General features: G+C 51.5%; 11 protein-coding genes. 3 read left to right on the top strand and 8 right to left on the bottom strand.

What is annotated here, in order from left to right; all coding sequences use genetic code 11:
• Positions 1-114: 114 nt before the first annotated feature.
• Complete coding sequence (rimO, locus tag AC5JO6_RS07765; RefSeq protein WP_496080482.1) at positions 115-1,470, bottom strand: 30S ribosomal protein S12 methylthiotransferase RimO; 1,356 nt, start codon at positions 1,468-1,470, stop codon at positions 115-117.
• Positions 1,471-1,799: 329 nt separating this feature from the next.
• Between rimO and btpA the strand changes: the two genes are divergently transcribed.
• Positions 1,800-2,645 carry a photosystem I biogenesis protein BtpA gene (gene btpA / locus AC5JO6_RS07770; RefSeq protein WP_496080483.1) on the top strand — a complete coding sequence of 282 codons (846 nt, stop codon included), beginning with the start codon at positions 1,800-1,802 and terminating at the stop codon, positions 2,643-2,645.
• 300 nt (positions 2,646-2,945) lie between these two features.
• Here the strand turns inward: btpA and AC5JO6_RS07775 are convergent, their stop codons facing one another.
• Together AC5JO6_RS07775 and AC5JO6_RS07780 are read right to left on the bottom strand one after the other, a co-directional pair.
• Complete coding sequence (locus AC5JO6_RS07775) at positions 2,946-4,244, bottom strand: S41 family peptidase (protein ID WP_496080484.1); 1,299 nt, start codon at positions 4,242-4,244, stop codon at positions 2,946-2,948.
• A gap of 275 nt (positions 4,245-4,519) precedes the next feature.
• Positions 4,520-4,681 carry a hypothetical protein gene (locus AC5JO6_RS07780; protein WP_496080485.1) on the bottom strand — a complete coding sequence of 54 codons (162 nt, stop codon included), beginning with the start codon at positions 4,679-4,681 and terminating at the stop codon, positions 4,520-4,522.
• A 5-nt stretch (positions 4,682-4,686) separates the two neighbouring features.
• Between AC5JO6_RS07780 and AC5JO6_RS07785 the strand changes: the two genes are divergently transcribed.
• Positions 4,687-6,675, top strand: a complete 1,989-nt coding sequence (locus tag AC5JO6_RS07785) for a protein kinase domain-containing protein (protein WP_496080486.1) — start codon at positions 4,687-4,689, stop codon at positions 6,673-6,675.
• Positions 6,676-6,755: 80 nt separating this feature from the next.
• Here AC5JO6_RS07785 and AC5JO6_RS07790 read toward each other — a convergent pair whose 3' ends face one another.
• From AC5JO6_RS07790 to AC5JO6_RS07810, 5 genes are all read right to left on the bottom strand, one after another.
• Positions 6,756-7,430 carry a DUF2461 domain-containing protein gene (locus tag AC5JO6_RS07790; RefSeq protein WP_496080487.1) on the bottom strand — a complete coding sequence of 225 codons (675 nt, stop codon included), beginning with the start codon at positions 7,428-7,430 and terminating at the stop codon, positions 6,756-6,758.
• Positions 7,431-7,621: 191 nt separating this feature from the next.
• A complete protein-coding gene (locus tag AC5JO6_RS07795; RefSeq protein ID WP_496080488.1) occupies positions 7,622-7,915 on the bottom strand; it encodes a hypothetical protein in 294 nt (97 codons plus the stop codon).
• 81 nt (positions 7,916-7,996) lie between these two features.
• The gene (locus AC5JO6_RS07800) at positions 7,997-8,746 is read right to left on the bottom strand and encodes a DevA family ABC transporter ATP-binding protein (RefSeq protein ID WP_496080489.1); all 750 of its coding nucleotides are present in this window, start codon (positions 8,744-8,746) and stop codon (positions 7,997-7,999) included.
• 8 nt (positions 8,747-8,754) lie between these two features.
• Positions 8,755-9,909: an ABC transporter permease DevC gene (devC, locus tag AC5JO6_RS07805; protein WP_496080527.1), complete on the bottom strand. Its 1,155-nt coding sequence runs from the start codon at positions 9,907-9,909 to the stop codon at positions 8,755-8,757.
• A 77-nt stretch (positions 9,910-9,986) separates the two neighbouring features.
• Positions 9,987-11,168 carry an HlyD family secretion protein gene (locus tag AC5JO6_RS07810; protein WP_496080490.1) on the bottom strand — a complete coding sequence of 394 codons (1,182 nt, stop codon included), beginning with the start codon at positions 11,166-11,168 and terminating at the stop codon, positions 9,987-9,989.
• Positions 11,169-11,273: 105 nt separating this feature from the next.
• On the opposite strand from AC5JO6_RS07810, the gene AC5JO6_RS07815 reads away from it, so the two are divergent.
• Positions 11,274-11,924, top strand: a complete 651-nt coding sequence (locus tag AC5JO6_RS07815) for a TetR/AcrR family transcriptional regulator (RefSeq protein ID WP_496080491.1) — start codon at positions 11,274-11,276, stop codon at positions 11,922-11,924.
• Positions 11,925-11,960: the final 36 nt, after the last annotated feature.

Below are 11,960 nucleotides of genomic sequence, written 5' to 3' on the forward strand. Positions count from 1 at the left end.
TCCTAGGTTGAGAATATAAGAGTTAATTAGCTGCAAAAAGTTGACGCAAAGATTCGGTTGGTTGCATTAAGTCAAGTCATGACTTAACGCAGGTACAGCGCTCTGAACGTTGAATCAAGGGACAGCTAATAGCTGCGTGGGAAGCAAATCAGCCGCTGTTGCTACACGACCATACAGGTCATACACATCGGCATCAGCGATCGTCACGGGAACCAGCGTACCCAGTGCTGCGTGACCCTGGACGTAAACCAAGCCATCGACTTCGGGTGAGAAACGAGCAGACCGACCAATCAATTCACCCGTTTCAGGGTTTTCTTGCTCGATCAGGACATCAACCACCTTGCCCACCTCTGCCCGGTTTCGCTTAAGGGAAATGGGCTGTTGGATGGTCATCAGCGCGTCCCGGCGATCGTCCATCACAGACTGAGGTAGTTGATGAGGCAAGCTGTACGCGGGTGTGCCCTCTTCAGCCGAGAAGGTAAAGACACCGACATGATCAAACTCGTGACGCTGCACGAACTCCAGCAGGTGATGGAAATGCTCATCCGTTTCACCGGGGAACCCGACGATAAACGTTGTTCGCAGCACTGCATTGGGGATCGCTGCCTTGATACGATCGATCACGCCATCATTCACCTGCCCCTGCCACGGACGGTTCATCGATCGCAGCACCTCTGGATGAGAATGCTGGAGGGGGAGATCCAGGTAGGGCAAGACGTTGGGCGTAGCCTGAATCGCAGCAATCACGCTGGGGGTCAACCCAGTTGGATAGGCGTAATGCATCCGAATCCAGGGAATATCCACCTTGCCCAACGCCCGCAAAAGCTCTGCCAGACGAGGTTCGCCGTAAATATCCAGCCCATAATTAGTAGTGATCTGGGAAATTAAAATAATTTCCCGCACGCCCTCAGAAACCAATCGTTCTGCTTCCGCCACGATAGACTCGATCGAGCGCGATCGTTGTTTTCCTCTTAAATGAGGAATGATACAAAAGGCACAGCGGTAATCGCAGCCTTCTGCAATTCTAAGGTACGCTACGCCTTCAGTCGTGGTGCGATAGCGGGGCGTTGACTCATCAGCGATGTAAATCGGCTCTTGAGACACTTCCTGAACGCGTTCTCCCGACTCAGCGCGCTCAATGACGTTCACGATTTTGTGATAATCGCCTGTGCCAACGATCGCCACAGCCTCTGGCAGTTCTTCCAAGAGCTGCTCCTGAAAGTGCTGTGCCATACAGCCTGTGATCACAATCTTTTTATCCGCCTCTGCCAACTCTACTAAAGTGCGGACAGATTCTTCGCGGGCAGCTTGAATAAAACTGCAAGTATTGACAATAACGTAATCGGCTAGATCTTCATTGGAATCAACTTCGTAACCTGCTTGAACTAAAAGTCCCAGCATATGTTCTGTATCAATGCGATTTTTTTCGCAGCCCAAATGTGTAACGGCAATCGTTGGCTTGTTGCCCATGAAATCCTATTTCTGATGGAGTTGGGAAGGGTGGTCGGTAAGCTGTAGCGATCGCTCATGCGACGGATTAACCCTTCGCCTCAAACTCAACAGCAGCCTTTGCAGCTACCGCTCATTGCAATCGCCCAGATGTCAACACTGCTTATCATAGCGCAAAAATTAGAATATTACGATACTTTACGCAAATGCCCATGGCATCCTGAACGAGATAGTTGGATGGCAGCGTCTCCATTGAGAGCTAAAGTCCTTTTGCAAGCAATACGAGGACGGTTAAAAGTTATGATTCTAACAGCCAGTCCTTTTCAGATGAGTCCGAATCCTTTACGCACGTGGACTTAATTCAAATCTTCAAGACTTCTAACCCGGTTATTGGTGTTGTTCATCTCTTGCCGCTGCCAACCTCAGCACTGTGGGGTGGCAGTTTGAAGGTAGTGATCGATCGCGCTGAACAGGAAGCCACTGCCCTTGCCTCTGGTGGCGTTGATGGCATCATAGTCGAAAACTTTTTTGATGCGCCCTTTCCCAAGGATCAGGTTGATCCGGCTGTGGTAAGCGCCATGAGCTTGATTGTGCTCCGCCTACAGCAAATGGTGACGCTGCCGATCGGCATTAATGTTTTGCGCAATGATGCAAGGAGTGCGCTGGCGATCGCCACTTGCACCGATGCCCAATTTATCCGCGTCAACGTCCTGACTGGAGTGATGGCAACCGACCAAGGGCTGATTGAAGGCAACGCGCATGAACTGCTGCGCTATCGACGTGAATTGGGTAGCGGGGTCAAAATCTTTGCCGACGTGCTGGTTAAACATGCTCATCCGCTCAGTTCGCCTAATCTGACGGTCGCGGTGCAGGATACTATTGAGCGCGGTTTAGCCGATGCCGTGATTTTATCTGGGTGGGCAACGGGCAGTCCGCCCAGTTTGGACGATCTGGAACTCGCTGCTGCTGCTGCACATGGCACACCTGTCTTCATTGGTAGTGGTGCAGACTGGGAGAACGTTTCGACGTTGATGCAGGCGGCTGATGGTGTGATTGCCTCTACATCCCTCAAGCGGCACGGTCGCCGTGAACAGCCGATCGACCCGATCCGTGTGGGTCGCTTTGTTGAAGCGACTCGCCGCAGTGTTGCCGCCAGGGAGTTAAAGCCGATCGCCTCTATACCTCTGCCTTCTTGATAGACATCATCGGTAGCAGTGCCAATCGTTAGCGATCGGTCACGCGATCAAGCCTTGCTGTCGTGAGAGCACTGTCTTCACTAGGGCTTATACCATTTCACTAAACTGTGGCTACACAGGCAAGCTTCGGCTGGCAGTCAGCGGTCAGTGGTCAGCGGTCAGCAGCAAGAACAAATCTGTAGGGCGATTTTATAGAATTGGTATTGCGCAAACCTCGGAGGTTTTAACCAAGCATCAAGCATCCTCACCAATGTCGTCGCTTTAACCTCAGAGGTTCTGGTCAAACTGCGTCAGTTCTGTTCACTTAAGCACTGTTCTCATAGTGATGGCTGTCTGTCTGGGAGCCGCTGCCTTTGTTTGAATGAGCTGCCTCAAACTTGAAAGGGCTTTGGTGTATTGAGGATCGGCTGCTGTTGCAACCTGACGCTTTTGGACTAGCGTTTTTTTCTGATCATCGGTGAGTCCGACAATCACATCGGGGGTAATACCAACGCGGTTGATATCACGACCTTTAGGGGTGTAGTACTTGGCGATCGTGAGCTTAATCGCAGAACCATCTTCCAGTGGCTGTACGGCTTGCACCAACCCTTTCCCAAACGTGCGCGTACCAACCAGGACAGCACGACCATTATCCTGAAGCGCCCCTGCCAGAATCTCGCTGGCGCTGGCAGAACCACCATCTACTAGCACGACTAAAGGTTTGTTGGTCAGCGATCGCCCGCTTGTTGCATAGCGTTCTCTGACGGCTTGCCGATTGACCAGAGAGACGATCGGCTTTTGCTCCATCCACATGCTGGCAATTTTCAGGCTGGCATCCAGCAGCCCACCGGGATCTGAGCGCAAATCAAGGACGTAGCCTTGCACAGCCTGCTTTTCTAGCGCGACAATGGCTCGATTCATCTCAGCCGGAGATGTCTGTGTGAACTCTGGTAAGCGGATGTAGCCAATCTTGCCAGCGGCAGTCGTTTCGGAACGGAAAGACACTGGATTAAGCCTGATGTTGGCTCTGGTCAGCTTAAACGTAAGGTTTTGGTTCCCACGAAGAATACTGAGCACCACCTGAGTGCCTGCTGCACCTTTGATTTGCTTCACCGCGTCGTTAATATTCATGCCCTGCGTCGATCGCCCATTGATTTTAGTGATCACATCGGCAGGCAAAATGCCCGCAGAAGCCGCAGGCGATTTTTCAATCGGAGCCACAACCGTCAGGGCTTTCGTTTTATCGTTGGCAGCCAGTTCAAGCCCCACACCCGATAGGTTGCCGCTAATTTCAGTATTGAGGGCGTTATACGCCTGTGGTTCAAAGAACTCGGTGTAGCGATCGCCCAGTTTCGCAACCATTTGCTGAATCGCTGCATACGCCTGTTTTTTAGAACTATAGGAGCGACCGATGTAGTCTTGCCGCACCGCTTTCCAGTCCTGCTGGTTAAAACTGCCATCAACGTAGTTTCGATCGAGAATCTGCCAGACTTCATCAACCAATTGTTTCGGACCGGGCTGCGGCTCTGCCCAACTCTTAGAAATGCTGGCAGCACCCGTAACCAGGACAGTTGTAGCCACTAGAACAGCAGTGCGGGCGAGAAATTTCTGCGTAGTCATACGTTGTTCAAACGAATAGGGCTTAGGGGTTTTGGATTAGCGGCATCGCCAGGACGAAGCAAGCATTTGTAGAACGTTAGACTGCCTGACGTGAGAAGAGGTTCAATGCCATTTAAACAATGGTGTCTTAGCCGCTCAGGAGGTTATACAGAAATCACAGCATGGTCTGTAGCCGTCAGCCGTCAGCCGTCAGCGAAAAGCTGATAGCTGATAGCTGATAGCTGATAGCTGATAGCTGATAGCTGATAGCTGATCCAAAAATGTGCAGTTGTTTTTTAGCCAGCTCTTAGGCTCATAAGCTGCGATCGAACATACGTGCGACAGTGGCATTCACGCATGGTTGAGGCGATCGTGTCAGCAAGTCCTGGCGATCGCTTGAGAACAATCACCCATAACGCAACGAATCGGGGAAAATAAACAATACGTTCCTGGTGCATCAGCTATGACCTGTTGTCTCAATCCAGACTGCCAGCATCCCCAAAATGCCGACGAGGCTGAATTCTGCCTGAGCTGTGGCACGAAGCTGATACCGCTATTGAGAGGACGCTATCGAGTGATGCGACCGATCGGGCAAGGGGGGTTTGGCAGAACTTATTTGGCGGCAGACGACGATCGACTCAAAGCCTGGTGCGTCATCAAGCAGTTCTCGCCCCAGTTGCAGGGCACAAAAGCGCTCGAAAAAGCCGTCAAGCTGTTTGAGCAAGAAGCAGTGCGGCTCAATGAATTGGGCGAACATCCACAAATCCCAGCGTTACTGGCGTATTTTGAACACGATCAACGTCTCTATTTAGTCCAGCAGTTCATCGAAGGCAACACGCTGCTGCAAGAACTGGCGCAAAATGGTGTGTTTATCGAGCAGCGCATCCGCGAGGTGCTGGCTGGCATCTTGCCCATCCTCAAATTTGTACATGACCATCAGGTGATTCACCGGGATATTACGCCGTCTAACATCATTCGCCGCAAGTTTGACAACAAGCTGGTGCTGATTGATTTTGGCGTTGCCAAACTGTTGTCGATCGAAACGGCTGCCCAACCGGGGACAAAAATTGGCACCGAAGGCTACGCACCGATCGAGCAGTTGCGGAGCGGTAAAGCGTATCCCGCCAGCGATATCTATAGTTTGGGTGCCACCTGTCTTTTTCTAATGACGCAAATCAAGCCAGAAGATCTCTACGATCCGTTAGAAGGACGCTGGCTCTGGCGCGACCGTTTGAGCGAGAAGGGGCGGACGATTAGTGAACCGATCGCGCAAATCTTAGACAAAATGCTGAAGGATTTGGTCAGCGAACGCTATGCCTCTGCGGATGCGGTGATGAAAGATCTACGGACAGCACTCTCACGTTCCCCGATCGCTGCCAGCAGAAATCCAGTCGCCCCACCAACGGCTTCAGCGCCACCCGCTCCTTCGGTAGCCAGCAACTCACCTGTCAGTCGATCGCCTATCAGTCAGCCAAACGTCAGTAAACCGCCCAGCAATCAGCCACGTGTATCGGGTGCGCCGACCTCCAGAGCACCTGTTTCCAGGCAACCAGCATCAGCGCAGACATGGCACTGCCTCCATACTCTCACGGGGCATTCCCGTTGGGTGACAGCCGTGGCGATCAGTCCTGATGCGCAAACGATCGCCAGTGGTGGCTTAGATGACAGCATTAAAATCTGGGAACGGACAACCGGATCGCTGTTGCAAACGCTAACGGGACATCATAAACCCATCAACTGCCTGAGTATCAGCCCGGATGGACAAACCCTGGTCAGTGGCAGTGATGACGATACGGTTCGTCTCTGGCAACTAGCCGATGGCAATCTGCTGCGAACGCTGGCTGGACACACCAGAGATGTAAACTCAGTTGTGATCAGCACCGATGGGCAACTGCTTGCCAGTGGTAGTGAAGACCGGACGGTAAGGCTATGGAAACTGGCAACAGGTGATCTATTACGCTCCTTTTCCGGGTTGGCTGGCATGGTGCGATCGGTTGCGCTCAGCCCCAACGGTCAATTTCTCGTCAGTGGTGGACTGGATAATCAGATTAAGCTATGGAGCCTGCGAACCAATGAGCCAGTCCGCACCTTGCCCAATGGACACTTCAATTCGGTCAACGCAGTCGTGATTACACCCGATGGTAAGACGCTCGTCAGCGGCAGCAAAGACAAAACCATCAAGGTATGGGATCTGGCTACAGGTGCTGTGGTGCGAACTTTGGCTGGGCACATGGATTCGGTGAACGCGATCGCCCTGAGCGGTGACGGCAAACTCCTGATCAGCGGCAGTAGCGATACCACCATCAAACTCTGGAATCTGGAAGCAGGCAGTCTCATGGGCACTTTGACCGCACACATTAGCGCTGTTAATGCTGTAGCCCTTGCAGCCGATGGACAGGTGCTGGTGAGTGGCAGTTCGGATAGTAAGGTGAAGGTTTGGCAGTTGGGATGAGGTGCGGTTTTGCTTTTGACCCAACTTCAGGGGGTGATTGAACTATGTGTGACGTTAAAACCGCGACTACATAAACCCTCTCAATCGATCGCCGCAAAACGGTTCAAATAGTCCAACAACGGCTTCAAACCGCTAAAAATTTCAATCATTTGAGCCGGAAAGGTAGCCGCTAAAACGGCTTCATCAGACACGGGATGAGTTGCAATCACCTGTTTGAGTCGCAATAGCTCAATCTCTTTGTGGTCACGAGCATACCCTTGCGGAGCCGTCTTCAGTTTTTCGCCGCTGAGTTCACCAAACCACTGCTTAAATGTTTTGTGGTTAAGCAGCGCTTTGAAGGGTTTGGCATCGTGATCGATGGTTTTTCGAAAGCGAGTCAGTTGTGCCGCTGTGGGCATATACAAGCCGCCAGCAAGAAAGGATTGATTCTGCGGTGCAAGGTGCAGGTAGTAGGGCATTCGGGATGACTTTTTGCCGCCAGCCGCGATCGACGCGGCGAAGTGCGTTCGATACGGCGACTTGTCTTTCGAGAACCGAACATCTCGATAAATCCGCATCACGCAGTCTTTGGCAGTAATGTTTCCCAGATCTTCGATCGCTCTAAATTCAGCAATCACTTCATCCACAAGCTGCTCGAATTGCGTTTTGGCATTCTCGTAACTGGCTCGATGCTGCTCAAACCAAGCGCGATCGTTGTTGTCCTGAAGCTGAATCAGGAAATCCAGCACTGGCTTTAGATTGATGGCATTACTCATAATGTTAACGTTCAACATTCCTTAGTTGTAATTACCATCCACTCATTAAATGTAAATAGCACAAGAGATAAAGGTACGTATGAACTGTTTGTTGCTATCAAGCTCGCTCATCTGCTGCTGCCTTTGAACAAAAGAGCCTTTTGTTCGATTTCGTAGACCCCAAGTACCGTTTCGTAGACCTCAAGCGTTATTTAGTAACTCTCAAGCATCGTCTTGTGGACTTCAAGAGTCGTTTTGTAAACCTCAAGAGTCGTTTTGTAGACCTCAAACATCGTGTTCGCTACCTCAAGATGCGTTTCGCAAACCTCAAGAGTCGTATTCGCTATCTCAAGATGCGTTTCCCAGACCTCAAGATGCGTTTCGCAGACCTCGAACATCGTATTCGATCCCTCAAGATGCGTTTTGCAAACCTCAAGAGTCGTATTCGCTATCTCAAGATGCGTTTCCCAGACCTCAAGAGTCATTTCGCAGACCTCAAGAGTCATATCTTAGAACTGATCCTTTAAACGCATCGTGCCTTCAAGAGGACTGATTTAAACTTTCAGACATCGTTGACTGCCAGCAAATCATGCCGTAACCTGTAGCCTGGATGCTTCTCGGTTTTTAACCAGCTTGCCATCTTCCATGTAGATAATGCGATCGGCAACATCAAGCACTCGATTATCATGCGTCACCATCAAAATGGTGCAGCCCTGTTCTCTGGCAAGTTTCTGCATGATATCCACTACATCGCGCCCCGATTGTTTATCTAAGGCAGCAGTCGGTTCATCCGCCAACACGATTTTAGGATGACTGACCAGGGCACGGGCGATCGCCACACGCTGCTTTTGTCCGCCCGACAGGTTTTCTGGATAGTACTGACTACGCTCCTCTAAGCCGACTAGCGCCAGGATCTCCAGGGCACGATCGCGTCGCTCTGCACGAGAATACGTGCCGTGTACTTCCAGTCCCATCATCACGTTTTCTTGAGCAGTGAGACTGCTGTGCAAATTGTGTGCCTGAAAAATGTAACCACAGGAGCGCCGCGCCTTCACTGCAACGGTTTTGGCTGCATCTACCAGTTCTGTATTCAAGATACGGAGGCTGCCCGATTGGGGCGATCGTAGCCCACCCATCAGTGAAAGAAGAGTTGTTTTGCCGGAACCGGATGGTCCCGTGAGAATGACGATTTCACCCGCGACGATCGAGAGATTGATGTCAAACAAAACCTGTTTACGCAGTTCGCCTGTGCCAAAGAAATGGTCGAGTTGCTCAACGTGAATCGCAGGTGTAAAAGCATCAGCGGACTGGCTTTCCGATGTCGGTACTTGATGCATCGTTGCTCCTAAAAACTATCGGCAGGATCGGCAGACTGCACCTTACGCATGGCAATCATGCCAGAGATGGAACACATCACTAGCGTCAGAAAAAAGATAAAGGTAAACCGGGCAAACGTCATGCCGATCGGCAGTGCTGCCACGTTACGAATCAGCGCATACTGTCCTAGCGCCAAAGCTAAGCCAGGAATGAAGCCCAGGGTTGCCAGGATGATGGCTTCCTCAAGCACAATCAAGAGCAAATAGCGATCGCGATAGCCCATTGCCTTGAAGGTTGCATATTCACCCAGATGTTCGTTCACATCGGTCGAAAGAATCTGAAACACAATCACGGTGCCGACGACAAACGCCATGACTGTACCGAACGTGAAGACAATGCCGATCGGTGTCGTTTTTTCCCAGTAGGCTTGCTCAAGAGCAACATAATCTTGCTTGGTAGCCGCGATCGCATCGGGGGGCAAAATCGCTTTGATCTGGCTCAATGCCTGCTGCGGATCAACACCCGGTTTGACTTTAACCAAGCCTAACGTGACCTGCCCCGCACCGCGATCGGGAAAGAACCGCAGGAAATTTTCCTGGCTCGTGATCAGCGTGCCATCACTGGAAAAGGATGCACCCAAGGAAAACAGCCCGACAACTCGAATGCTCCGGCGCTCGATTTCAGTTTTAAGCGTTTGCCCCTTTTCGGCTTGAGCGACCACTGTGGCATAATCACCCCGCGCTAGACGATCGAAGAGAAAGGCATCGGGTTGTTTGAGTTTGTCAAGCTGTTGATTGATTTCTGCCAGGTTAAACGCTGGGCGATCGAGACGTTGACCAACTAGCGTCAGCTGTGTTTTGCGGCGAGTTTGCGGGTTTTTCCATTCTTTGGTGGCAATATACAGCGGCTCGGCAGACTCTATCCCCTCTAGCGCTTGAATTTGATATAAGCGACGACGTGGAAAGGTATTGGATACAGCCAAATCTCGATACTGTGTACTCCGAATGATGATGTCAGCATCTACACCCCGATTGAGCAACGTATTGCTGTCGAAGAGTGCCGCTTGAATGCCCAATTGAGCAAACATCAGTAAGTCAGCAAACCCAATACCAGCGACGGCAACGAGTAACCGCGTTTTATTCTTCTTCAGTTGTAGCCAGCCCAGGGGAGTGCGGTCTTGCATACTCTGCCAAAAGTGGCGTTTCAGTAGACGCGGTGCCTGTTTTGGCTGCGGTTTTTTCTGCTCCGGCAGCGTCAGCGTCATAATTGAATCTCTCCTGTCACCTGCAAGTTGGTCAGTCCAGCCACTTTCTGGATAGAAGCGGCATCAAGCTGCACCCGCACTTCCACAACGCGGGCATCAATGTTGCTGGACGTATCAGAATTCACGACATTCTGGCGCTTGATCTTCACACCGATTTCGCTGACCTTGCCAGAAAGTGGCTCAGCGCGACTGTCGGCAAAGAGTTTGGTCGGTTGTCCCAGTTTCACCTTGCCGATGTCTGTTTCGTAGACTTCCAGCAGAGCAGTCATGTGCTGCGTTTGACCCAGTTCCACAATGCCATCGGTAGAGATCAATTCACCAGGACGAGTGTGAATGTCCAGCACGACACCCGCCTGCGGCGCGCGTACCGAGGCTAGAGCAAGCTGTGCCTTTGCCTGTTGCACCGCCGCGATCGCCTGATCCACCTGTGCCTGTGACGCTTCGACATCAACGGGACGCACTTCAGCAATGCGATCGAGGGTCGCTTTCGCCGATGAGAGTTCGGGCGATCGTGTGGTCTGAATCCGCTTCAGCACCACCTGCGCTTCTTGCAAACTGCGTTGTGCCGTCGCTAAAGTCAAGGTCTTGGTATCCCGAGAAGACGCTGAAGTCGCACCTTGCTGGTATAGCTGTTCGTAGCGCAATGCCTCCGCCTGAGCATTTTGCAGTTCTGCCTGAAGTCGGGCAACGGTTGCTGCTTGTGCCTGACTGTCGCCCTGACGCTGTGCCTCCAAGCGTCCAATCTCGGCTTTCTGAGCGTTTACCTCGCCTCGTTTTGCGCCTGCTTTAACGACTGCCAGATTGGATTGGGCAACCTTTACTTGCTCCTGTGCCTCAGCTAACGCCGCTTGCAGGCGATCGTGGCTATCCAACACAGCCACGACTTGTCCCGCTGTGACCGCATCGCCCTGCTTCACCAACAGTCGATCGACACGGCTACTGCCACCGGATGAACTGGGAGCCGATAGCTTGATGACTTTGCCGCGCGGTTCCAGGTAGCCCAACGCTGTCACTGTCTGAATTTTAGGCGCGACTTCCGTTTGAGCAGGCTGAGTGTTGGCGGACTGCGATCGCCATACATAAACGCCAATGCCTCCCGACAGAAGCAGAGCCGCCACCATCAAAAACCTCCAAGAAGGCAAGCGTTTTCCGATTGCACCGATCAGTTCACTCTGCATGATGCCTGCTCCTGCTAGAATATATTCAACTAAACCGTTTAGTTAAGCAAAGTTGTCTTTAAACTAAACGATTTAGTAAAGTTGTGTCAAGCCTATGTTTTGCTGATGGAATCTGTTAAGCCACCGAACCCCATACGACACCTATCGCCAGAGAAAACTGCTGCCATTCTGGATGGTGCCACGCGCATTTTTCTGGAAGAAGGATATGCTGGCACCACGATGGATCGGGTTGCTATGGCAGCAGGAGTATCGAAACCAACGATCTACAGCCACTTCCAGGATAAGGAGGGTCTGTTTAACGCATTGATGGCGCAAATGGTACAGAAAATGCAGTGGGCACACTGCGCTCAAAGTTTACGGGAGTCGCCCCCAGAGTCACCTGAAGTGGTGTTACGTCAATTGGCAAATAATATGCTGGATAGCTGCATTGGCAACCTTGAACGGATCACCTTCATTCGGCTGGTGATGGGAGAATCTGGTCGCTTTCCAGCACTCGGTCGCGCTTTTGTGCAACACGCCGAAAAACCCACTCTAGAAGCGTTGACGCATTATCTAACCGCTTGCTCAGCACTGCACTTACCCGATCCAGCCGTCGCCGCCCGTATGTTTATGGGTACGGTGATTTATTTCTTCATGACCCAAGAGTTGCTGCATGGGGAGGACATTATTCCACTGGAGCGCGATCGACTGGTCGATCAACTCATTGCTCTCATAGTGACGCATCACTCTGCCACCTCAACCATCGCATCAAGTTAAGCTGGGAAGAAACATAAAACTCATTGCTGATCGCTC

It is taken from the genome of Tildeniella sp. (assembly GCF_059505325.1).